The organism is Bdellovibrio sp. ZFWA1 (assembly GCF_056175665.1).
This window is the reverse complement of the sequence record NZ_JBJKJH010000001.1, coordinates 1,361,049-1,382,994: the sequence shown is the minus strand read 5'-3', so window position 1 is coordinate 1,382,994 and position 21,946 is coordinate 1,361,049. Positions and strand designations below refer to the sequence as shown.

The 21,946-nt window shown below is 42.8% G+C and carries 23 protein-coding genes and 1 tRNA gene; 12 read left to right on the top strand and 12 right to left on the bottom strand.

The features are described from left to right. Nucleotides 1–2 precede the first annotated feature (2 nt). From hppD to AC04MN_RS06640, 3 genes are read right to left on the bottom strand one after another with little or no spacing between them, the layout of a single operon-like run. Entirely contained in the window at nt 3–1,064 is a 1,062-nt protein-coding gene (gene hppD, locus AC04MN_RS06650) for a 4-hydroxyphenylpyruvate dioxygenase (RefSeq protein ID WP_475382404.1), read from the bottom strand. Nucleotides 1,065–1,107: 43 nt separating this feature from the next. Continuing rightward, the gene (locus AC04MN_RS06645) at nt 1,108–2,364 is read right to left on the bottom strand and encodes a DEAD/DEAH box helicase (RefSeq protein WP_475382403.1); all 1,257 of its coding nucleotides are present in this window, start codon (nt 2,362–2,364) and stop codon (nt 1,108–1,110) included. Nucleotides 2,365–2,404: 40 nt separating this feature from the next. Further along, nucleotides 2,405–3,049: an NAD(P)H-dependent oxidoreductase gene (locus tag AC04MN_RS06640; RefSeq protein ID WP_475382402.1), complete on the bottom strand. Its 645-nt coding sequence runs from the start codon at nt 3,047–3,049 to the stop codon at nt 2,405–2,407. A gap of 139 nt (nt 3,050–3,188) precedes the next feature. Between AC04MN_RS06640 and AC04MN_RS06635 the strand changes: the two genes are divergently transcribed. Further along, nucleotides 3,189–3,563: a winged helix-turn-helix transcriptional regulator gene (locus tag AC04MN_RS06635; protein WP_475382401.1), complete on the top strand. Its 375-nt coding sequence runs from the start codon at nt 3,189–3,191 to the stop codon at nt 3,561–3,563. 77 nt (nt 3,564–3,640) lie between these two features. Next, entirely contained in the window at nt 3,641–4,096 is a 456-nt protein-coding gene (locus AC04MN_RS06630) for a DUF3465 domain-containing protein (RefSeq protein WP_475382400.1), read from the top strand. A gap of 54 nt (nt 4,097–4,150) precedes the next feature. On the opposite strand, the gene AC04MN_RS06625 is transcribed toward AC04MN_RS06630, so the two are convergent. The 4 genes from AC04MN_RS06625 to AC04MN_RS06610 form a co-directional block, all read right to left on the bottom strand. Further along, a complete protein-coding gene (locus AC04MN_RS06625) occupies nt 4,151–5,773 on the bottom strand; it encodes a hypothetical protein (protein ID WP_475382399.1) in 1,623 nt (540 codons plus the stop codon). A gap of 116 nt (nt 5,774–5,889) precedes the next feature. Then, complete coding sequence (locus AC04MN_RS06620; RefSeq protein WP_475382398.1) at nt 5,890–6,261, bottom strand: RNA recognition motif domain-containing protein; 372 nt, start codon at nt 6,259–6,261, stop codon at nt 5,890–5,892. Nucleotides 6,262–6,386: 125 nt separating this feature from the next. After that, entirely contained in the window at nt 6,387–6,872 is a 486-nt protein-coding gene (locus AC04MN_RS06615; protein ID WP_475382397.1) for a YajQ family cyclic di-GMP-binding protein, read from the bottom strand. A gap of 25 nt (nt 6,873–6,897) precedes the next feature. Beyond that, entirely contained in the window at nt 6,898–7,371 is a 474-nt protein-coding gene (locus AC04MN_RS06610) for an FKBP-type peptidyl-prolyl cis-trans isomerase (protein ID WP_475382396.1), read from the bottom strand. Between the two features lie 150 nt (nt 7,372–7,521). On the opposite strand from AC04MN_RS06610, the gene AC04MN_RS06605 reads away from it, so the two are divergent. The 5 genes from AC04MN_RS06605 (at nt 7,522) to AC04MN_RS06585 (ending at nt 12,777) form a co-directional block, all read left to right on the top strand. After that, nucleotides 7,522–8,052 carry an HNH endonuclease gene (locus AC04MN_RS06605; RefSeq protein ID WP_475382395.1) on the top strand — a complete coding sequence of 177 codons (531 nt, stop codon included), beginning with the start codon at nt 7,522–7,524 and terminating at the stop codon, nt 8,050–8,052. Beyond that, a complete protein-coding gene (locus AC04MN_RS06600; protein WP_475382394.1) occupies nt 8,049–8,510 on the top strand; it encodes a GNAT family N-acetyltransferase in 462 nt (153 codons plus the stop codon). The genes AC04MN_RS06605 and AC04MN_RS06600 overlap by 4 nt, the downstream gene beginning before the upstream one ends. 29 nt (nt 8,511–8,539) lie before the next feature. Further along, entirely contained in the window at nt 8,540–10,168 is a 1,629-nt protein-coding gene (locus AC04MN_RS06595) for an amidohydrolase family protein (protein ID WP_475382393.1), read from the top strand. A gap of 22 nt (nt 10,169–10,190) precedes the next feature. Continuing rightward, nucleotides 10,191–11,735, top strand: coding sequence for an AmpG family muropeptide MFS transporter (locus AC04MN_RS06590; protein ID WP_475382392.1), 1,545 nt, complete (start codon nt 10,191–10,193; stop codon nt 11,733–11,735). 253 nt (nt 11,736–11,988) lie between these two features. Then, nucleotides 11,989–12,777, top strand: coding sequence for a VWA domain-containing protein (locus tag AC04MN_RS06585; RefSeq protein WP_475382391.1), 789 nt, complete (start codon nt 11,989–11,991; stop codon nt 12,775–12,777). A gap of 5 nt (nt 12,778–12,782) precedes the next feature. On the opposite strand, the gene AC04MN_RS06580 is transcribed toward AC04MN_RS06585, so the two are convergent. After that, nucleotides 12,783–13,772, bottom strand: a complete 990-nt coding sequence (locus AC04MN_RS06580; protein ID WP_475382390.1) for a hypothetical protein — start codon at nt 13,770–13,772, stop codon at nt 12,783–12,785. Between the two features lie 132 nt (nt 13,773–13,904). Here AC04MN_RS06580 and AC04MN_RS06575 point away from each other — a divergent pair. The 4 genes from AC04MN_RS06575 (at nt 13,905) to AC04MN_RS06560 (ending at nt 16,126) form a co-directional block, all read left to right on the top strand. Continuing rightward, nucleotides 13,905–13,995 (top strand) — tRNA-Ser (locus tag AC04MN_RS06575). 35 nt (nt 13,996–14,030) lie between these two features. Continuing rightward, on the top strand, nt 14,031–14,501 hold the full coding sequence (locus AC04MN_RS06570; protein ID WP_475382389.1) for an SAM-dependent methyltransferase: 471 nt from the start codon (nt 14,031–14,033) through the stop codon (nt 14,499–14,501). A 141-nt stretch (nt 14,502–14,642) separates the two neighbouring features. Beyond that, nucleotides 14,643–14,966, top strand: coding sequence for a hypothetical protein (locus tag AC04MN_RS06565; protein ID WP_475382388.1), 324 nt, complete (start codon nt 14,643–14,645; stop codon nt 14,964–14,966). A gap of 155 nt (nt 14,967–15,121) precedes the next feature. Beyond that, nucleotides 15,122–16,126, top strand: coding sequence for an extracellular solute-binding protein (locus AC04MN_RS06560; RefSeq protein WP_475382387.1), 1,005 nt, complete (start codon nt 15,122–15,124; stop codon nt 16,124–16,126). A 38-nt stretch (nt 16,127–16,164) separates the two neighbouring features. Here the strand turns inward: AC04MN_RS06560 and AC04MN_RS06555 are convergent, their stop codons facing one another. Genes AC04MN_RS06555 through AC04MN_RS06540 form a run of 4 tightly spaced genes read right to left on the bottom strand, consistent with a single transcriptional unit; the run spans nt 16,165 to nt 21,201 of the window. Continuing rightward, nucleotides 16,165–17,064, bottom strand: a complete 900-nt coding sequence (locus AC04MN_RS06555; protein WP_475382386.1) for a sterol desaturase family protein — start codon at nt 17,062–17,064, stop codon at nt 16,165–16,167. Then, nucleotides 17,052–19,232 carry a TonB-dependent receptor family protein gene (locus tag AC04MN_RS06550; RefSeq protein WP_475382385.1) on the bottom strand — a complete coding sequence of 727 codons (2,181 nt, stop codon included), beginning with the start codon at nt 19,230–19,232 and terminating at the stop codon, nt 17,052–17,054. Before AC04MN_RS06550 ends, AC04MN_RS06555 begins: the two co-directional genes overlap by 13 nt. Before the next feature lie 11 nt (nt 19,233–19,243). Then, nucleotides 19,244–20,542, bottom strand: coding sequence for an imelysin family protein (locus AC04MN_RS06545; RefSeq protein WP_475382384.1), 1,299 nt, complete (start codon nt 20,540–20,542; stop codon nt 19,244–19,246). An 8-nt stretch (nt 20,543–20,550) separates the two neighbouring features. Further along, nucleotides 20,551–21,201: an energy transducer TonB gene (locus AC04MN_RS06540; protein ID WP_475382383.1), complete on the bottom strand. Its 651-nt coding sequence runs from the start codon at nt 21,199–21,201 to the stop codon at nt 20,551–20,553. 157 nt (nt 21,202–21,358) lie between these two features. Here AC04MN_RS06540 and AC04MN_RS06535 point away from each other — a divergent pair, with 157 nt between their 5' ends. Next, a complete protein-coding gene (locus AC04MN_RS06535; protein WP_475382382.1) occupies nt 21,359–21,946 on the top strand; it encodes an alpha-ketoglutarate-dependent dioxygenase AlkB family protein in 588 nt (195 codons plus the stop codon).

Sequence of the window (21,946 nt, the reverse complement as noted above, 5' to 3'; positions counted from 1 at the left end):
TTTTACCCCTTACTCAAGTATCCGCGTTCCATCTGATCGCGCTCGATAGCATCAAACAAGGCTTGGAAATTTCCTTCTCCGAATCCATCGTGACCTTTACGTTGAATCAATTCATAGAAAATAGGACCAATGACATTTTTAGTAAAAATTTGCAGTAAGTAGCCACCAAAATCACCATCAACAAGAATGGCATTTTTTTCTAAACGATCTACGTCTTCAGAAACATTTGGTACGCGATCTTTCAGTGCTTGGTAGTAAGAATGAGGAGGTGCTGTCAAAAACTCGACATTTGATGCCTTCATAGTTTCCAACGTCTGCACAATGTCCTCGGTGATCAAAGCCAAATGCTGGATGCCAGAGCCTTTATATTCATCAAGATACTCTTGAATCTGAGACTTGCCATCTGCTGGTTCATTGATAGGAACTGAAAACTTACCGCAGGGACTGCGCATTACTTTTGAATACAATCCGGTCATGCGACCCTTAATATCGAAGTAACGAGCTTCACGGAAGTTGAATACTTTCGTGTAGAAATCGCACCATTTTTGCATTTCACCGCGAGGCACGTTGTTAGTGAAGTGATCCACTCCAAACAATCCAAAACCTTTTGGCGTTGGTTTATCTGCAGGCACATGGAAAATTTCAGTATAAAGTTTCTGGGCATTCTTCTTATCGATAAAATAGATCAAAGAATCGCCAATTCCATAAACTGCTGGAAATGGAGCCGCTCCTTTTTGATGATCATTACCATCATAAGCTTTTGCTCCTCGGGAAATCGCAATTTCAAAAGCCTTATTCGCGTCTTCAACTCGGAAGCCCGTTGCACTGATACAAGGACCATGTGATTGAGCAAATTGAGTCGCAAAGGTCTGAGGTTCACAATTCAATACAAAATTAATATCACCTTGGCGAAATAAACGAATATTCTTTCCATGCATTGATGCAATTTCAGAAAAGCCCAATTTTTTAAATAGATTTTCAAAATAATGAGCATCAGGTCCCGAATACTCTATAAATTCCACGCCATCTAATCCCACAGGATTATTTTCTGTGATCAAGGACATACTTACCTCCGAAGCCTGAAGGTACCCCTGCCCGAGTATTTATTCAAGTAATCAGGTTTTCGGCTGCGATGCGCTTGTAAAAATCTAAAACCCGAGGATCCACTATAACAGAACGTGGATGCCAACCGATAAGATGCAAGCCGTCAGCAGATTTTAATCGACTCAAAGCCACATAGGCATGCCCAGGCTCCCAAAGTCGACTGATGTCACACCACAGGTCTTCCAATGTTGCACCCTGGCTTTTATGGATCGTTGTGGCATAAGCCAACGCAAGGGGGAATTGAATGACAGAGGCCAATACATTTCCATCCGCATCTTGGTAAGCAAAACTGCTCTTTTCAACTTGAACTTCGCGTCCATTGTCTTTTTTGACAACAATTTTATCAGTCAAGATATCGGTCACATATCCCCGAGTCCCGTTAACCCAACGCTTTTGGGGATCATTTTGCAAAAACATCACACGGCAGCCAATTTTCAAACATAGTTTAGGTGGAACCGGCGCAGACTTCATTAAGGCCTGCATATGCTTTTCATCACCAAAATAAATTGAATCTATTTCGACTTCTTCTTCATTAATTTCATCAAGTTTTTTTCGATTGAAAGCTTCGGAAATATCTTTCCGGCCAAACAAACGAGTTCCAGGATGATCTTGATCATGGACCTGAATGCGATCGTTTAAAAAATCACGAACGCGCTCGCTGACCAGTCCATGTCGGATATCAGACAATACATCTAAGAAATGAACATCGTCGACCCGCTTGTTGTGAGTCATCAAGACACTCTGAAATCCCGAATTATTCCAAACTGAATTTGAAAAACACCAATCCCGATCTTGGGGGGTTTTAGCAACCGGAGGAAGTTGTGCGAAATCACCAACCACGATAATTCGCATTCCACCCCAAGGAAGTCTCGAGTCCCGCGCTTTTTGCGCCAAGGCCTCTGCAATCATTAAGGCGGCACCCGAAATCATCGAAACCTCGTCGATGATCACACCCTCTACTTTACGAAGACGGGCCATCAATCGACTGTCTTTTGATGCGCGCTCGTAGGTGGCATCAGGACCACCATCCATAATTCCAAGACCAAAAAAACTATGAAAGGTACGGCCGCCTAATAGAACTGCCGCCGCCCCCGTACTTGCAAGAATAGGCATCGTTTTAGGATCCAACTCTCGCATAAAATGGCGAATCAAAAATGACTTCCCACTGCCAGCTCCGCCCGTCAAAAAAACGTTTTCCCCCGAGCGTAAAATCTCGAGAGCCTGCGCTTGCTGATCTGTTAATTCAATATTGTTCGCCACATAATTTATATAACTGGCCCCCCGAAGGAAGGCCAATCAATTAGTCTCGAATATCAAAAATATTTTTTTCGTCAAAGCGCGCCTTTGCCATTTGTTGATACGAATCCTCTGCGTGACGATATCCCAATGGAACGGCGGCAACAGTGGTATAATCCGTTCCTTTTAGGCCTAAAATTTCATCATACTTTTCTGGATCAAGTCCTTCCATCGGCACGGCATCAATCTTTAATAATGCTGCCGTCTGCAATAAAAATCCCATTGCAATATAAGCCTGACGCTGATTCCAACCTAAGTGAGTCTCTTGAGGCTTCTCTTGAGTGATTTTTTGAAGCATAAATTGATGATAGCCCTCAAGCGCTTCTGGAGATAAACCTCGCGCCTGCGCCGTTTGGTCGATATGGGCTTTAATGTGTTTAGCATCCATGACTTTTTTCGTCGTAAAAACTACCAAATGAGACGCATCTTCTATTTGAGACTGACCCCAGCTTACTTCTCTAAGTTTTTTTCGAAGTTCGGGATTTTGTACGACAATAAACTTCCAAGGCTGCAGACCATACGATGAGAGCGCCAGTCGCAAAGCATCTTTTAACAGCTGCCAGTCTGCCGCGCTAATCTTCTTGGTCGGATCCATCTTCTTCGTTGCATATCTCCACTCTAAAGCTGATTTAATTTCATTTGGGTTCATTTTATCTCCTTTTATTCTTTGAACTCGTTAAAGCACTATCTTTATCGCACATAACATGCTAAAATATAAGTACCGACTATTATGTATGTACTTACCTGATAGTAAGTTTTGAAGAACGATCTCAAAAGGAGACACTCCCATGTCAGATTCTAAGCCCTGCCATATCGAAAGCTGTCCGGTCTCGGTAGCCCTGGATGTATTCGGAGGCAAATGGAAGCTTCAAATTATTTGGATTTTAAACGAACAGAACCTTCGTTTCGGCGAGTTGAAGCGACAACTCCCAGGAATTAGCGAAAAGATCCTAATTCAACAACTAAAACAACTGGCAGAGGATGGCGTGGTTATTCGACATCAATATCCCGAAGTGCCTCCTCGGGTGGAGTATCATTTGACCGACGTGGGCCGCAGTCTTTTACCCATCATGCACCAATTAAAAGATTGGTCGTTGGAACACCTGATGGAAAATTACCTCCGGAAAAAACAGTCACAATCTGAAAAAACGTCAGAATTGTGAAAAGATTTAAAATAGTTCTGGCTATTTCCCCCGGCATGGTGGACTACTAACACATATGCACCAAACCGGGGGGAAAGATGCATAAATTTTTAAGAACCGTTCTTGCGTTCTCGTTTGTATTCTCTGCTCAATTCGCGTTCTCTTATCAACAACAACAACCTCGCCCAGGACAAATTACTGATGATTCAGACCTTGTGCGCGCGGTTCGCTCTCAAAAAGCTCAATTTTACATTGAGGCTGGCAACTTAGTTGTAACTAAACTTCTTCCGGACGATCGAAATGGATTGAAGCACCAAAAATGGGAAGCTCGGCTTTCTAATGGTGAAGTTATTCAAGTTGTTTACAATTCCGATATGGGAGACCGCGTACCCGTTAAGATCGGAGACAAGTTCGGCGTCGGTGGACAATTCGTTTGGGGCCGTCAACGTATGGGAGTTATGCACTGGCTTCACGAAGATAAGCGTGAAAAAAGACCTGATGGTTACGTTTTCTTTAACGGTACAGTCTACGGTATCTCGGATTTTAGAGACTAACAAAAAAGCCCCAATTTAAATTGGGGCTTTTTTATTTCCTTATTTAGTTTCAGCTTATCTTACAAAAGTTCGACTCACTATCAACTGCACCTTTTCGGCACCCAGATACTTTGCGCTCTGTCTTTTAACCACTAAATCCACGTAAATCGAAGTGCCCGGACGCACGACTTCTTTTAAAGTTTTTTCGGAAAGGCCCGCGTCCCTGAGTGAGAGCTGCTTGATCTTATCACCTGGAATCATCCTGCGTTCGATATTTCTTTCGCCAAGCCACTCGATATTTCCATTAGACTTTCTCCAGATAACTGCTTTGTATATCGTCTGAACTTCATCAACATCCAAAGTCTTATCCTCAAAACTCAAAATTGCCTCGGAACCAAAACCATTCAAATCTAAAAGACCGACCATAGATTTATCTTTCAGCAATTGTATATCGGCCTGAGTCAGCTCGATTTTTTCATATTTAGTGCTTTTAACGAAATCCACAACTTTTTCCACGATCACTTCTCCTGTTCGGTGGACCGCCAAGGTGATGTCGTACTTTGCAAGTCGATCTAATATGCCCACATTTAATTCGATCAAATTATTTGTCTTCACAAACTGCTTTTCGAAAACTGGAACTCCATCCTTAGCAACCAACAACGAATACTCTGTTTGAATGCGTGAATGAACGACTTCATCAGTAAAACTAATAAAAGCAGTCGATCCCGAGAACTTCATTTTTAGACTTTGCACCGAGTTCTCACCAACTTGAGCTGCACTTAGTGGCTCTTTGGCTTCAATTTCTACTACAAGCTCATTGCCCTGAATCGATTTTTTTACGACAGAATAATTGAAAACTGAATTTTTAAATGTCACTTGCACATCAGGCGATGACTCATCACCGGTCAAGGTAAGACCAACGGTCTCCATTTCATTATCCATTAACTGAGCCATTGCAGGGTATACCAAAACAATATTCTGAACCCACTGATGATCGAAGACGTTTCTATACTTAGTTACACAGCATCTGTTTTCAGAGCGATACTTTGTCACCGTTCGAGTTCGCTGCTCTTGACGATAACGAGTGACAGTGCGTGTGCGTGTTTCCTGACGGTAGCGAGTTTCCGTACGATAACGAGTCACAGTTCTTGTTTTTCGAACTTGCTCGAAACCACACTCTCGATCGGAATAAGGCACTTGACGACACTGACGAACATCACGACAGCGGCGCTCTTCTCGATCACAGACTTTTCTTGTTTTGCAAATAGGTTGCCCATGAGCATTTGTTCCGCACTCTGTGACTTCACGACAAGCTCCCGGGACGGGCTCGCAAAGATTTTCGCTTCGACATTCCTCTCGGTATCGAGTCACATCTTTACAGCGGTACTCTTGGTCCCAGTATTCTTCATAATCTTGATATGGAACTGTCACCTCATAAGGCACATTTTCGACATATGACTCTGTCGTCTGATAAGGAACATCGACGTAATACGTCTCGGTCGTTTCATACGGAACTTGGACCGTGTATTCAGCGTCATAAGCCTCGACACGTTCGATGTTCTTGCTCAACTGCAGTCGTAAAGATTGTCCACTTTGATCGTTGCGTTGAATCGTTGCAGATATTCTTTCTGCTGGATCACCATAGGCCATACACGACATCATAAGTGTCACGATGGCTCCAAAAATATACTTGTTCATTACTTCCCCCTTAAAAAGTCCAACCTTCAAAGGAAAAGCAATTACCGCGCCAATAAAAAAGCGCCGTTGTGACACTAAAAAAAGCAAAAAAAAAGGGAGCCGAAGCTCCCATTTTTTTAGTTACGTGGACCGCGATTAAAACCGCCACCGCCACCGCCTTCACGACGTGGACCGCGACCGCCACCACCGAAACCACCACCTTCGCGACGTGGACCGCGGAAACCGCCGCCACCTTCACGAGGAGCCTGAGGACGCGCCTCAGATACGTTCATCGCACGACCATTTAGGTCTGAACCGTTCAATTTTTCGATTGCCATATCAGCATCAGCGTCGTTCATTTCAACGAAACCGAAACCTTTAGAGCGACCGCTTTCACGATCCATCACAACGCGTGCAGAAAGCACTTCGCCGATTGATGAAAATGTTGATTGTAATGCCTCATCGTCTACTGAGTAAGGAAGATTCCCTACGTAAAGTTTTTTTGCCACAATGTCCTCCTATGTGGGCTTAAAGACCCGTGGTAGCCATCGAACAAAAAAACTCGAACACGCGTATCCCGGGAACTAAATTCTTGATTTAGGCTAGCACAGGCAAAAGCCGGTGCAAGCGAATTTTAGCTGCGCATATTATTGAACTGCAGCGGCAAAGCGAAGGTCGTGCCTCGCAACAAAGCCATTGTCTCTTGTAACTCATCAATACTCTTAGAGGTTACGCGAACTTTGTCATCTACCACACTGGGCTGGACCTTTAGTTTCGTTTCCTTAATAGTCTTAATGATTTCTTTTGAAAGGTCCTTATCGATGCCTTGCTTCAATGTAATTTTCTGCCGCAGCAAGCGCCCACCCGCAGGTTCGCGCTTACCTAGGTCCAGACACTTAATATCAATTCCTCGGCGATGAAGTTTTGTTTGCAAGATGCTGATCATTGTATCCATCTTGTAATCATCTTCACCCAAAACCGTCATTTCTTTTTTGTCCCACTGAATTTCGCTCTGACTTCCCTTGAAATCATAACGTCCTTCAACTTCTTTCTTCGCCTGGTTCACAGCATTGTCAACTTCTTGAAGATTGATCTCTGAAACAACATCAAATGATGGCATGTCGACTCCTTACCAAATAACCTAACTAGTGGTGAGCGTGTCCGTGCAAGCCATGAGCATGCCCATGAGCCATTTCGTCTGCCGTTGCTTCACGCACTAGCGCAAGCTCGATATCGAAAACTAAATCTTGTCCAGCCAAAGGATGATTTCCATCCAAAGTCACATGAGAGTCCGTCATCTTAGCTACGCGAACTACTTTTACATCGTGCTGAAGTTGCAATTGCAAATAACTTCCAACTTGAAGACCTTCCAAGTGAGTCAATTCTTCGCGAGGCACATCCATCATCATTTTTGCTTCCGGCAATCCGTAAGCGTCCGCCGCTGATAACTTCACGGTCTTTTTATCGCCTTCTTTCATATCCAGAATCTGCTCTTCAAGTTTAGGAAGAATATGTCCTACACCTTCTAAAAAAGCTAAGGGCTGACCATTTTCAGATTTATCTATTACAGCTCCATCTGGTCCAGTTAATACATAATTAAAAGCAAATACACGTTTCATAATGGAGCCTCCTTAGGTCCCTATAGATTCCTTTAGGTCCAGTTGTTAGCATAAACTTGAAATAATGTCTCATTTTTTAATTCGACCCCTTGCCGCAATTTTACGCAAATCGTATAATCTCAATAGGAGGCACCTTAGGGAGGGTCTTGTATGTCGGTTACCTCGTCAGTCAGATCCCTGCTCCTGAATGCGGGTTACGAGCCAGTCCGCATCATCAGTTGGCAGAGGGCTATCGTGTTGTTCTTCCAAGGCAAAGTCGATATTTTAGAATATCATTCGACTTTTGCAAGAAGCGTTCGGAGTAGTTTTCAACTTCCCAGCGTTCTTCGGCTTAGGCGGTACGTGAGACCTCGACTTCACGGACCCATACGATTCTGTCGCGAGAATATCTATATTCGCGACAACTACACCTGCCAATACTGCGGGGACAAATTTAGCTCTAATCAACTCACCTTAGATCATGTTATTCCCGCTTCTTTAAACGGCAAAAAATCTTGGACCAACGTTGTATCCGCTTGCCGACCTTGCAACCAAAGAAAAGCAAATCGCACTCCACAAACAGCAAATATGCCGTTATTGAAAGAGCCGATTTCTCCTACCTGGTTGCCAAAAAGCGAGTTTAGCTTTAACACTGAGGAAATGCCTCTAGCATGGGGACAATACCTCAGGTTTACCGGATGAGTAGCAAGCAAAATAAAATTGAAGTCAAAAAAATCACCGCAATAGAAACATTAGAGCTTCGACAAAAAGTTCTGAAACCATTTTTGCAAAAACACGAATGCGTCAACCCTGGCGATGAAGATACGGCGACTTATCACTTCGGAGCTTTTATCGATGGACGTCTAGTTTCGGTCGCCACTTTTATTCCCGAAGGTCACACCATCAGCCCCCAGGCAAATCGGCCTTACCGACTTCGCGGAATGGCAACCCTGCCTGAAACCCAAGGAACCGGTTGCGGCGGCACTCTTTTACGTCAATCTTTAAGGACCCTAAAAGATCTGGAACAGTGTAATTTCGTTTGGTGTAATGCCCGGGAAAAAGCTTTCGGCTTCTATGAAAAATTAGGTTTCCAGTTCTGGGGCCCAGTTTTTGATATCAAAGATATCGGACCACACAAAGTCATGTATATTCATATCTAGATTCAATCTTAGCGCGGAGACTTCACACCATGAGTACCCAAAAAAATTTAGTCCGAGCATTTACAAATATCATCAGCGAAACAAACGGCATTTCCCTGGTAGACTCTTTGGACTTGCTACTAAGCTCTGACTTGCACGATAAAGATCCCGAGGCTCACAAACTGGTAGTGGAGTTCCGCTACTTGTTAGATCAATTCCTAACTAATAAGATCAAAATACAGACACTTTTACACCACCCAATCACAGATTGTCTGTTTCAATTTTTTAAAAGCTTCCCCGTAAAGTATCGGGAAGAACATATTCACCTGACCGGAGCCATCACTGCCGAGTTCATTTATCCTCGTTTAAAAAAACTTTTAGAGGGACCTGATAAAAGTATTTATGAACAAAAGATCATCGAAGTATATGGTCAGGATGCCCTTCCCATTAATTCTATCGAAGACGTCAACAAGCTCATTCGCCTTCACGAAGGGGAAGGCTTTATGACTTATTTAAAAATCTTGTACCTCCCTAAGCTGATATTTATATCGAAGCAGGCCCACATTGATGCCGCCTATAATATGGCCAAAGAGCAATATGAAAAATACAACGTGGGCTTTATCCGTCTAAAATTTTCCCTAAGTAGATCCACCTCTAGTGCTTCCGAGCAAATTCCAGGAGTTGAAGACGTAACCCCAGAAGATGTCGTAATGGGCCTATTCGAAGGGTTTAAACTTTTTCAAAAAGAACATCCAGAGTTTAATTTTGTCCTCTCGCCTTCTTTTCGAAAGGAGGCCAACCATTTTGATTCTGAAAAATTTAAAACTCGCAAAGAGCATTTTATGGATCAGGTTAACGAATTGGTTCAGATGCTAGATAAATATCCACAACTTATTCCACACATGACCGACGTCGACACCGTCGGAGACGAGCGCGAGCTTTATCGAAAAGAGCACTTTAACGAAATGCAAGAAGGCTTTCGAAAATTGCAATATCGCGGCTTCAAAATTCGCTCGCACCATGGTGAGACCTGGTACACCTTAAAGAAGGGAATTCAAGCGGTTGATAATGCTATGAATATCTGGCATATCGACACCCTTGAACATGGAATATCTTTGGGCATTAATCCCAACAAATACTTTCATCGCCTTTACCAAGAAGTGATCACAAAAAATCGGGCAGGCCAGCCTATTACCGCCAAAGATCCCTTATTTCGCGAAACCTCAGAGCTGGATTGGGGACGCAACAAACACATTTTGGAAAAGATTTTATCGGGAACACCGCTATCTGCAGCCGAGGAAACCTTATTCATCAAGGCCAAATTCCACACTGCTCGTGAAGTAGAGCACTACCAACACGACGTGCTCAACCGCATGATTCAAAAAGGTGTCACACTGGTTTCCCTTCCTTCATCGAATAATAAACTGACAGGAAAATTTGAAGATTATAAAGACCATCCTTTTAGCTGGTGGGAAAAAAAGAATGTGCAACTGGGCGTTGGAACCGATAACTACGTGACTTTGAATACAAATTTTATCAACGAGCTTTTAATTCTTCTTTACACTGACGCCGATGACCTTAAAATAACAAAGCTGTTGATGGTTGCGACCGGAGAGACTCGACGCCCCTTCATCAGTCATTTGTTATGGCAAATGAGAAAGAAAATGAACGCACCTTAAGTGCCTGTTATCGGAGGCCATCTTGGCAAAATCACATGTTCACTCGCTTCGCCTTTTAGGAATTCTATTCTTGGGTTTTGCTTCAGGGCTTCCTCTGGCTCTTACTGGGCAAGCTATGCAGGCCTGGCTCACGGTTGAAGGTGTCGATATTGCTACAATCGGCTTTTTATCACTAGTGGGCCTTCCTTATACCTTTAAATTTGTCTGGGCTCCTTTAGTAGATAGATTTGAGTTGCCATTTTTGGGGCGTCGTCGCGGTTGGATCTTCACCACCCAATTACTGTTGGGCCTACTTTTATTTCTTTTATCTAAAGCCTCTCCAGCTCAGGCCACCGAATATTTCTCGTTATTGGCAGTATTTGTCGCATTCATGTCTGCCACTCAGGATATCGCCATTGATGCGTATCGCACGGACTTGTTAACTAGCGAAGAGCGTGGACTAGGAGCTTCGCTATCGGTGCTTGGCTATCGACTCGCAATGATTGTCTCGGGCGGGGTTGCACTTATTTGGGCAGATCCCAATGGGTTTAACTGGGGATGGCCCAAAACTTATTCAGTGATGGCAATGATTATGGGTGCGGCCGCATTCCTATCTTTGTTAATCCTGCCAAAACTTAAAACCGAAGCCCCAAAAACAGATGCAAAAAAAGATGTCTTGGGTTTTATCGCCATCGTCGCCTCGGTCATATTAGGATATCAGGTTACCAAACACACGGGCCCCTTTGTCTCTGAAAGCATCATGTCGTTATTTTTGAATAAAGAGCACGAACTCTTTTCTAAATGGGCTGACATGATTTCGTTAATGTACGGATTGTGTATTACCATTCCTTTTGCTTATTGGATTGCCAAAAAATCTAAATACGAAACCTTCAATGCCTCTTTGGGAAGCTACTTTTCCCAAAAAGGGGCCGTTATGTTTCTACTTTTCATTATTCTTTACAAACTTGGAGACGCATTTGCCGGCTCATTGACCACTCCGTTTTTAATAAAAGCGATGGAGTACACTCAGGCCGAAGTGGGAGTCGTCAATAAAGTCATTGGAATCTGGTTGACCATCGGAGGGACTCTTTTGGGCGGCGCGATCATGGTACGCATTGGGCTCTTCCGATCGCTATTCATTTTTGGACTACTTCAACTGGCTTCTAACTTGGGATTCTTTTGGCTCGCGATTGCGGGTAAAGGTACATTAGGTCACATCGACCTTCCTGCCTTTGATTGGTTTTTCATCTCGCTAAAAGAGGCCACACAAATTGATCTTTCTCTGTTGGGGGTTATCGCCGCCGAAAACATAACTGGCGGAATGGGAACCGCGGCCTTTGTGGCTTTTCTAATGGCCCTATGCAATCAAAAATTTACGGCGACTCAATACGCGCTTCTTTCAGCCTTCGCTTCTATTGGTAGAGTCTGGGTGGGCCCTCTTTCGGGAGTTTTAATATTGTCTATTGGCTGGCCAAGCTTTTTCATCTTTTCGATTGTAGCGGCAGCTCCAGGATTGATGATTTTATATTCTTTAAAATCGACACTGAACGAGCTAGAAGTGCAAAACCCCGGTCTTGCAGACGACTAAATACTGTTCTATTTGCTCAAGATATTTTCAGGAACATGGAGTTAGCTTTCTAACTCCATTCATATCTTAGACACTTAAAAGAATTCCGACTATAAGATCAATCATTTAGGTGTTTCCAGATTTGAAATTGACTGTTTCCTATGCGGCCATACACAGCCCAAATCGAAAATATTCATCTCTGTCCTAGCATGCGCCTTGCTTTAACTACTATCACGCAAGGTCGCAATTCTGACTTTGCGATGGGGGACAGGGAATGAAACTTAAACTTTCTCAAATTGCGACAATTCTAGCGGTTTCTACTCTATTGATCGGTTTTCAAAACTGTGCACCTAATAAATACGCCTACGCAGTCGCAGAGCAAGAAACGACGGCGGCTTCGAAATCTTGCACAAATGTCACAACTCAATCAGCAGCTGAAGAGATGCGAATTCTATTTGTAATTGATCAGTCAGGCTCGAATAAGAATACAGATCCAACAAAAAAGTGGCGCGAACAAGCTTTGCGTTCGATTCTCAATAAGTACAAATACAATAGCAAATTTGCATTTGGATTTATTACGTTCTCGGTAGAATCAGCTCGCTCTTTAGTTTATCACAATGATCGACCAGCCTTTACGAAATCAAGCCAGGACATCGAAGATGCCTTGGGTCAATTCTTAGACTCAACAGATGAAGGAGGCACTCCCTATAAAAGCGCATTAAGTTTGTCTAAGCAAATGATCAGCTATGATAAGACAGCAAACAACGGGGACGCTTTTAAGTATTCGGTCGTCTTAATTTCAGATGGCCAGCCCTCTGATTATAGTCGCGTATCCGAACTGACTGCCGACGCTAAAGCTATTTTGGCAATAAGCGCAGACCACATCGTGCTAAATAGCGTTTTCTATTATGACTCGAACATTGTTGGAAGTAATGCCGGAGATTTTACAAAATACCTAGCAGAGTTCGCCAATTTAGGATCAGGAAAATTCGTTGTCGCAAATACGAATCAATCACTCGACATGAATAACTTGATTTCAATGACCTCACTTGTCTGCAACTAAGTCCACTACTGACAGCGTAGGCCGGGATACAAATAGCTGTTTCTTTTCACCGAGAATCCTCGCCACATAGGATTCTCTTTTTGTTTTTTCTGCAAGCACTGCTCAAGCTCGCTCAACCCCCCAAAGCCCGAAGCGATAAAAGGAGCCGTTAGTTCAAACTTTTGATTAATATCTGCGCTATACTCAGAGGTGGCAGTCACTTCGATGCCCGCCTTATCTTGACTTAGAGCCTTCACAACAAAGACCCCCACGTTTTTAGATTGCTCTGAATGCTGTTTAATCCGAGCAAGCACGCCCTCTAGACTTGATAAAGATTTTACAGTTGCTGGGAAAATTTCTGCCCAACGACTTTCGGGAGCCTTATCCAACGCTTCCCCCTGTGGGCCCAATAAATTTACAACATAACCACGTTCGGCCAACCACAGCAGGGAATCCTGTCCGTGCGAATCGACTTCCGAGCGAGCCATTGCTGAATTTAAAACTTCAAATATTTTATTATCCGTTGGCCAATCAAACTGAACTGACACCAGGTTCTGACCAATCAATTGACTGAGCTGATCAGGACAAGGGACCTCATCGCCAATATCGATAACCCTGATGGACCTACGCTTGGAATACTTCAGTAGAAGCACCCGAGAGTCTGCCGGTCCTACAACAGAAACTGAAGGCTCTAGTCCGCCGCGCTCAATTCTTAAAAAATGAAACTTCGAAGCTAATTGTGGATTCTGCTCAAGAATCCGTGCAATTCTTTGAACCTGAAAATCCCAATCGATTGGCTCGACTCGACGACAATCTCCTACTTCTTTTATTTGAGTTTCAGAAAAAATACTTATTGAAGTGGAAAGTGCGATTCCGGAACTTGCTAGCATTTTCAAAGATCGATAGTTCGAATCTGATTCTTGACTAGCAATATCTCGTTTATTGAAAAAAGAAGTACAGCCACTCAATAAAATAATGCCAGCACATGCTGCCAACTTAGCAAATAAAGGTCTCAATCCCCACCTCGTCTGCTTAAATATTAGCATTTGCCATTAAGGACCGACCAATTTCGCATCGCCTCCACATAGACTTCTAGACCTTTGCCCATGGCTTATGCTAAAAAATTCTGCTCAAATAGTGAATCCAAGGGAGAGGTGGCCGAGTGGCTGAAGGCGCACGCTTGGAAAGCGTGTTTAGGTCAAAAGCCTAACGTGGGTTCGAATCCCACCCTCTCCGCCATTTCCTAATCTGATTTTTTCGTATATAAAATAAATATGTATAGCATAAACATTAACTCAATCGGCACAATCAGTTCGTCACGAAAAAAACCCATTGATGATAATTGGGATTCAGAGATTTCTTATATTGAGCTCGACAAGAATCAGTACTCAAGCGAGTCCTTAGCGGGCCTTGAAACATTCTCTCACGTAGAGATCTTATTTTATATGAATCAGGTACTTCCTGAAAATATTGAAACCACGTCTAGGCATCCTCGCAATAATACGGATTGGCCAAAAATTGGAATTTTCGCACAAAGAGGAAAAAATCGACCGAATCAAATCGGAACTACCATTTGTGAAATCATTAAGATTGAAGGTCTAAAAATTTATTTACGTGGCTTAGATGCCATCGACCAAACTCCCGTCATCGACATCAAGCCATGGGTCAAAGAGTTTGGTCCTCGCGGTCAAGTTAAACAACCTGAATGGATGACAGAACTGATGAAAGAATACTGGCAAAAGTAGGCTTTTTCAGCATTGACTGCAAACTAAATCGTCCCGTTAAAACAAGCCTTCTTTAAAACTGGATTGCTTGAAACAACTTTATCAATTGCTGAATTGTATGCACCAGGTTTCGTTTCCATCAATAAAGGCAAATTGCTTTGCATGGTTTTATTAAAAAGCTCTACCTGTCTCTTGGGGGGCCTATTAACTCACGGATCAACTCGTAGGTCCTTCGAGGGATCTAGAATACAAGGCCGGATAATTGCTTCATACCTCTCTGATAGAAAATGGCTCTTTGTATTAGAAGCCTTCAATACATCAAATCAGATTCAATCAGAATTCAAGGATTCCGTTTACCTTCAAGGCAATATCTGGGCACTTCAGTTGATCAAGAATTTTGATCTTTCAATTGGAGTAAGGCGAGCCATAGCTGTGTCTTCAAAAGCCAATGACCAGGGCCTGCTATCTGCACAATATAGCTTTTAAAGATAGAAAAATGAGCCCCCTCCCCGCCAATTGTCATCTAGGTTTCAAGTAGCCGCCAACTCCTTTTCAATTGAGCCATTAAAAGAGGCAGTTTTTTACAAATCCGATAGGCCTCGGGTATATCTCGCCAGGAATAAACAAATGGAGGATACCCCATGCAACTATTTAAAAAGGCCCTTGGCCTTGCTTTAGTGACTTCAGCATTTTTAACTTCTGCAAATGCCGCAGAAAAAATCGTTCTTTACACAGACCGCCCGACGGCACGCCTACAACCGGCTGCAGATAAGTTCTTCAAAGAGACTGGCGTTCTTGTCGAGATCATCGAAAAACCTTATTCGCAAATTCTAGCCCAACTAAACTCTGAAGGCGCAACAACCCCTGCAGATCTAGTTATGACAAAGGATCTTGTCTACCTTTCTGAACTTGCGCAACAAGGCTGGTTGCAACCTTATTCTTCGGACTATATTGATAACAAAGTCATCCCAACAATGAGACATCCGTCGAATCTATGGGCACCGACTTCTTTCCGCACTCGTACAATTGTTTACAATCCGAATACAGTAAATCCGGCAGAGCTTTCTACCTATGAAAATCTAGCGGACGCTAAGTGGGCGGGACGTCTTTGCCTTCGTACTTCTAACCATGGATACAACGAAGCCCTAGTTGCAGATTTGATCGTTCGTAACGGCTATGAAAAAACAAAAACGATCGTGGATGGATGGGTTCAGAACCTAGCTGTAGACCCAATCAAAGGTGATACGGCTCTTCTAGAACAAATTGCTAGCGGCATCTGTGATGTTGGTATTTCTAACCACTACTACTTGGCGCAGCTATTGGAAAAGAATCCAAATCTTCCAGTGAAGATCTTCTTTGCTGATCAACAAAATGGCGGAGTCCACACAAATGGTACTGGAATCGGTCTTGTTAAAACTTCGAATAATCAAGCTTTAGCGACACGATTCATGGAAACAGTGTTAGATGACCAAATCAACTTGGACATTACAACAGGTCATTTTGAATTCTCGGCTATCAAATATCTAATCCCTGCAACAATGATTAAAGACTGGGGAAAATTCACCATCTCTCCGAATAACTGGAGTGAAATTGGCGAACAAGTCCCTGCAGCCCGCCAGCTGTTTAAAGAAGTTGGATACCTATAGTTAAAATAAAGAAGGTCGGCAATCACCGACCTTCTTTTTTATTTAATCCCAAATCTTAACTTTATACCTTGAATATCTTTTGAATAAATCACCGTTCCAAACAACTGGTCCCAAATCGAAAGCGAGACGCCCAAATTTTTATCCCAATGTTCACGTCGAACGGAATGATGTATCTGGTGCATCCTTGGACTGATAAAAACTTTCTCGAGCACTCCAAATTCCAACGGAATCTGAGAATGCCGTAAGTTACTTCCCAAAAGATTAAAGACAAATCCAAAAATATTTATACCTAGCAGAGTGAAAACCGACATGGGGCTTTGAAATATAAAGATAAATAATCCCGTACTTACACCCATGGTAAAAGCATTTCTTAAAGTACTAAATGCCGACTCCACAGGATGGGATCTAAACAGGGTAATAGGGGTTAATACTTTAGCCGAATGGTGTACCGAGTGTAATCGCCAAAGGAATTCAAACCTATGCGAAACCCAATGTACAAAGAACCTAGCGAAATCATCAAATACAAAAGCAAAAACCGTGAACAAACCTAAAGAATAAAAACTGGACGGAAGAGCTAGAAATTCGCCCCCATTGAGTTCGACCAAATGTCTGGCCAGCCCCGTCGCAATCTTATAACTGATATCAAGAAAAGGAATAAATACTAGAACCTTAAGAATCGAATTCAAAAAATAGATTTTATAATCTTGTTTGGTAGAACGATTCCACCAGTACTTCTTATTTAGAACATCTCTCTTAATACAGGTGCAAATTTGATATAGACTACGCGCCCCTCGTAGATAGTAAAAACCAATCATCAAAAATAAAGTCATCAAAATATTTAGATAGAAAAGCCGAGATCCAGGGTCATCCACCGGAACCAGAAAACGATCCCACAATATATCTAAAGACTTCTTAAGCTCAATCACTAATAAGTCCAATTCATGCCTATAGAAAGACTCTGCGGCTTGCCCGGTCGATACCCAAACGGCTTAATAGAGGTCGCATATTTTCTATCCAGAATATTTTCTAACTTAGCAAAATAATACAGATCTTTACTTTGTTTGTACTTACCGGACCAGTCGAAGATGCCATAGGCCTCTGTCTTTTGCCGACCAGACTGAACGCTTTGATCATACATAGCGCCCTGGTAAATGACCGTTAACTCTTGCTCGAAAGATCCCTTATGAAGGCCAAAACCCATTGTATATTGAACTTCGGGAACATAGGGTAGAGGATCACCACTGACCACACTTCCGTTACCCCACTCGCCACTTGACGAACTAAAAGCATTTTTAAATTCTGCTTCAATCAGTGTTACATTCAAAAAAACAGGCAGCCAATATTTTTCATATTGAAACCCCTTTGCAACCGAAACCTCTAAGCCTTTAATTTCGGCCTTCCCACCATTAATTTGCTGATCTAATTGGTTTGATGCACATCCATTAGAAGCGGTGCAAGTACCCGTTAAATTCTGGTAGTCATTAAAAAAGAAGGTAATGTCTCCATTCACTTGCATATCCGCTGAATAGAACCTTGCTCCCAACTCGTAATTGGTCGCCTCTTCACGCTTCTCTTTGCCTGTAGAATCCAATCCTGCGACAGTTACGGCCTTATTAACACTTACCCGCGAAGTAAGACCGTCGTTAAACTGATACTGAAGACCTATTCCCGGCACGAGCACGCTATCATTTCGACTTTTGGATTCCCCTGTAAGTCGGTTCGTATTTTTGAAGTCCACCACTTCGCCGCGAGCCGCAAAAATTGCCGACCACGCCCCCAAACGAACCGTATCTTGAATTCCGATCGTCTTTGCATTAGCAAAATCTGAATTTCTTAAATCGACATTGTTCGCGGTCTGTAAGGTCAAGCCATCCGCTACACTCATCGCCCAAGTGTCATAGGTATGATCTCTGGTGATTTGATCCTGGTGTAATCGAAAACTCATTTCGAGTTCGTGGGTAACTCCAGAGGCATCAAGATAGCTTGAATAATTTGTCTGAATACCCTGAGAGTAGTACTTTCTATCATTTCGCGCTTGAACCAAATTACCATTTCCTGCACCTACGACAGAAGAATCTTGTTGGCCCCGGAGAATATCGTAGAAGTTGGCGTTAGCTCCAGTAGGGTCTTTTAAAATGTCTCCAATTTTCTTTGTATTATCTTGAAAACGATCGATCCTGTACCAGATCCTACTAAAATCGTGTCGGTATATTGATGTTTTAAGAACTGACTGATTGTTCAACTGCAACTGATGCTCGAGTTGAACCTTATAATGCTTCCACTTCATATTATCCAAGGCCGATGACTTATATCTGCGAAATGGAGAATCTTCGAAATCACTTTTTGTTAAACCCAAATAAGTTTCATTTGAATCTTCATCCGAGTATCCTAATCGAACCTTTAGTTGATTTACTTTTTCTGAGTTTCCAAGAGGTTTTAATGCGACAATATGCACATCATTTTTCTTAAAACCAGAGTTTCCGCCACCGTCTATCTTCTTAAATCCATTCGATTGCCAGCGACTCAAACCCAAAGAAATATCTTCAGCCGAAAGTTGCCCCTTTAAATTTAGAAGACCAAAACTTCCGAAGGTACCTGTCAGATCTACTTTTTTATCTTGGATGGACTTACTAAGATAATTAACAGCGCCGCCAATAGAATTAGGCCCAAAGGGAACCGATTGAAATCCTTTGTACACTTCTAATCCTTCAACATGATTCATCGAAGGAGTATAGTATGCCGCGGGGGCCGAGTATGGAGCTGGCCCAATAAGAACACCGTCCTCCATCAGTACTACTTTTTTCGAACGGTCCGGATTAGTACCACGAAGACCAATATTGGGTCGTAGTCCTTGTCCTTCTTCTTCCCTGACATAGACTCCACTTGTTTGTTTTAGGGCACGGGTAACATCAGTGAATTGATTCTTTTCAATCTTTTCTTTAGTGATACGGTTCGGCGCTAAAGGACTAGCTACATCCTCTTGCCCTCCGATGACCCTGATTTCATTTAAGTAAGTAACATCTTCTTCGCCAAAAGCAGAAATTGCGACAAAGGTCATTACCGATGTCGCAACCAAACATTTTTGAAAATTAAAACTATTTTTCATATTCAACCAAACTAATCGTTGTCACCCTGACCAAACGAAGGGGCTCTTAACGATAAAATACTGAAGATTTCGATTTTTACTAAATTCGCAATTTCCCGAACGTCTGCATGAAGAGCACAAACTTCCACCTGGCGAGCAGTTTTAGTTGTCGCCGAACATGCAGCAGCATCCATTTCATTAATTTGCTGAGCAAGGCTTGAAGATCCCTTCAAGGTTCGCACTGAACGCAATGAATCTTGAATATGACTTCGCATTTGCTCAGCGACACCTGCGTGGCCCTGCTCGCGAACGAACTCATCGAAGCCAAAACCACTCACTGAATCAAAATCGCCACTCCACACTGCCTCGAATCCCTTAAGTTGAGCTTCAACGGCATCCAAACTTAGCCCCGAGAAAGCGTGTTCAACCAACTCAGGGCATTTCTTTGAATCATTTAAGCATTCTTTATGACGTCCTAATGGCTTACCCAATCGAGTGTCTTTTACTTTTTCGATACCTATGAACATCGAGTCCATCAATGCATTTGTTGATTCTTTGATCGACGAATAAACAGAGCCATCGACCAACTTACTTACATAATTTCCATTCTTGGGATCCCAATCGCTTTCAAGCTGAGTCGTCATTTTTGTTAGGTCTGCTGCCAACACTGCGGCCTCCTCACAACGATCAATTTGCTTTTGCTCTGCTGATTTTAGATTCCAATCTTTAACTTCAGGATAGGCTCTAAGATTGCATCGAGACTTCAATGTCGTCTCAAATAGCAAGTACTCTATCGCTGCCAAGCCCTTACTTGTATGAATGACTCTGGTATCCGCACGACCTGTATTAGCCAACGCAACCACCGAGCGATCGACTCCACAGTAGTCTACATAGGGCCAAGAATAAATATTATCAACAATCCAACGTCCTCGGTCCGATAGCGGGCCTGAGTTAGCCGCGTCCACAAAGTGGAAGGCCAGCATGGTCTCTTTAAATTGATCTTTGGCTGCACCTGCAACGGCATCAACATTGCTATTAATTTTCAATGCTTCACAATAGCGACGAATCTTAGTTCCCATCAAACGCGCATTGGCATTGAGCTGTTGAACTGCAGGAAACTGAACATTCAAGCCAACATTGACCAACATCTTTGCCTCTGTAAAAGCACCTTCATTTGGCTTTTGCAAATCAGGAGGCAATGCCGAACCAGGCTTAGAGGGATTTGACACAGGAGTCGTATTTTCTACACCATTTTTTTTATTTAGAAAATCAGAGCACGAGGCTAATAAAAAACTTGCCGTTACGACAAATGCAACCACCTGACGATTCATAGGATCTCCTACATTTTGTATTCGATGGGAATTTCAAATTCCCATGTCGACTTAGAAAGTTCTTCCGGAAAAGGTTTCAAACCGCTAATTTTGACAATCAAATCCAAGGCCGCTTTGTTCAAGACTTCTGATGAGGCACCACTGATAATCTCAGACTTTTGAACCTCGCCACTTGCATTCAATACAAAACGAACCAGTACTCGGCCTTGGTGACCCAATTTTTTGGCAATCAAAGGATAGGTTTTATTTTTTTCGATTAGCTGTCGAAGCTCGATAGCATAACGCTCTTCTAAATCCGCCTTACGCCCATTTTCAACTCCGAATTGCCCTGTTCCAGACTGGATACTTTGGGTGCCGCCAGAAGAAACTGCCTGCGCTACCGGAGCACTTTGTTCTGAACCAATAGCATCTTGGCTTGAAGCGGAAGTTAGAGGAACCGGCACTGCTTGTGCTTTAGCTGCTAAGCCATCACCAAGGCGATGCCCTTCGATGTCCACCAGTTGAAACTCTTCAGAAGCAGTTAAAGGAGCCGATTCCAGGGACTGAAGCTGAGCGAACCCAATTAGCAAAACCATGTGAAAACACAAAGAAAGGGCATAAGTACCCCAATCTTTTCTTGAGGCCCAGAAAGACTGTTTATTCAAAGTGATCGCTACCATAACGCCTCTATACCCTCGATAGCAGTTTGGGTCAAAAATTTGAAGTTGTCGTGACGGTAAATGGAAGTTTTTTGAGAATCCAGATAGCCAAATACTCTTAATTCTTGTTAGAGGGTCCTTATTGCCCAGGACTTGTTGATCTGGCATTGTTAAAGCAATGAAAAATATACTCCCCTGTGACGGAAAAGTCATTTTATGGCCCCATTTCTTTGAAACTAATCTGGCCGACAATTACTTCCGTTCCCTTCAGCAAGAACTTCAGTGGAAGCACGAAGAAATCATCATATTTGGAAAAAAAGTATTTCAACCAAGATTGACTGCTTGGTATGGCGATAACCACTGTCAATATAAGTACTCTGGTGTGACCCAAATTCCGCGCCCCTGGAACCCGCTACTGCTTGAAATAAAAAAAGACATCGAGAAACTAACGAATCATGCGTTCAACTGCGTCTTGGCTAACTTTTATCGAGACGGCCAAGATAGTATGGGCTGGCATTCGGATGACGAAAAAGAACTCGGAGAAAATCCAACGATTGCCTCGATTAGTTTCGGCGCGGAACGTGATTTTCAATTGCGACATAAGAAAAATAAGGACTGCAAACTTAAGATTCAACTTCCCCATGGAAGCCTACTCTTGATGGAAAATGAAACTCAACACTTTTGGGATCACTCGATAAGTAAATCAAAAAAAATTACTGCCGCTAGAATCAACCTTACCTTTCGCAACATTAAGAAACAGGTATAG

Excerpts from the sequence above, each read along its gene's own strand:
- hppD (WP_475382404.1), bottom strand. The coding sequence starts at position 1,064 with ATGTCCTTGATCACAGAAAATAATCCTGTGGGATTAGATGGCGTGGAA.
- AC04MN_RS06640 (WP_475382402.1), bottom strand. The coding sequence starts at position 3,049 with ATGAACCCAAATGAAATTAAATCAGCTTTAGAGTGGAGATATGCAACG.
- AC04MN_RS06635 (WP_475382401.1), top strand. The coding sequence starts at position 3,189 with ATGTCAGATTCTAAGCCCTGCCATATCGAAAGCTGTCCGGTCTCGGTA.
- AC04MN_RS06630 (WP_475382400.1), top strand. The coding sequence starts at position 3,641 with ATGCATAAATTTTTAAGAACCGTTCTTGCGTTCTCGTTTGTATTCTCT.
- AC04MN_RS06625 (WP_475382399.1), bottom strand. The coding sequence starts at position 5,773 with ATGAACAAGTATATTTTTGGAGCCATCGTGACACTTATGATGTCGTGT.
- AC04MN_RS06615 (WP_475382397.1), bottom strand. The coding sequence starts at position 6,872 with ATGCCATCATTTGATGTTGTTTCAGAGATCAATCTTCAAGAAGTTGAC.
- AC04MN_RS06610 (WP_475382396.1), bottom strand. The coding sequence starts at position 7,371 with ATGAAACGTGTATTTGCTTTTAATTATGTATTAACTGGACCAGATGGA.
- AC04MN_RS06605 (WP_475382395.1), top strand. The coding sequence starts at position 7,522 with ATGTCGGTTACCTCGTCAGTCAGATCCCTGCTCCTGAATGCGGGTTAC.
- AC04MN_RS06600 (WP_475382394.1), top strand. The coding sequence starts at position 8,049 with ATGAGTAGCAAGCAAAATAAAATTGAAGTCAAAAAAATCACCGCAATA.
- AC04MN_RS06595 (WP_475382393.1), top strand. The coding sequence starts at position 8,540 with ATGAGTACCCAAAAAAATTTAGTCCGAGCATTTACAAATATCATCAGC.
- AC04MN_RS06585 (WP_475382391.1), top strand. The coding sequence starts at position 11,989 with ATGAAACTTAAACTTTCTCAAATTGCGACAATTCTAGCGGTTTCTACT.
- AC04MN_RS06570 (WP_475382389.1), top strand. The coding sequence starts at position 14,031 with ATGTATAGCATAAACATTAACTCAATCGGCACAATCAGTTCGTCACGA.
- AC04MN_RS06565 (WP_475382388.1), top strand. The coding sequence starts at position 14,643 with ATGGTTTTATTAAAAAGCTCTACCTGTCTCTTGGGGGGCCTATTAACT.
- AC04MN_RS06560 (WP_475382387.1), top strand. The coding sequence starts at position 15,122 with ATGCAACTATTTAAAAAGGCCCTTGGCCTTGCTTTAGTGACTTCAGCA.
- AC04MN_RS06550 (WP_475382385.1), bottom strand. The coding sequence starts at position 19,232 with ATGAAAAATAGTTTTAATTTTCAAAAATGTTTGGTTGCGACATCGGTA.
- AC04MN_RS06545 (WP_475382384.1), bottom strand. The coding sequence starts at position 20,542 with ATGAATCGTCAGGTGGTTGCATTTGTCGTAACGGCAAGTTTTTTATTA.
- AC04MN_RS06540 (WP_475382383.1), bottom strand. The coding sequence starts at position 21,201 with ATGGTAGCGATCACTTTGAATAAACAGTCTTTCTGGGCCTCAAGAAAA.
- AC04MN_RS06535 (WP_475382382.1), top strand. The coding sequence starts at position 21,359 with ATGAAAAATATACTCCCCTGTGACGGAAAAGTCATTTTATGGCCCCAT.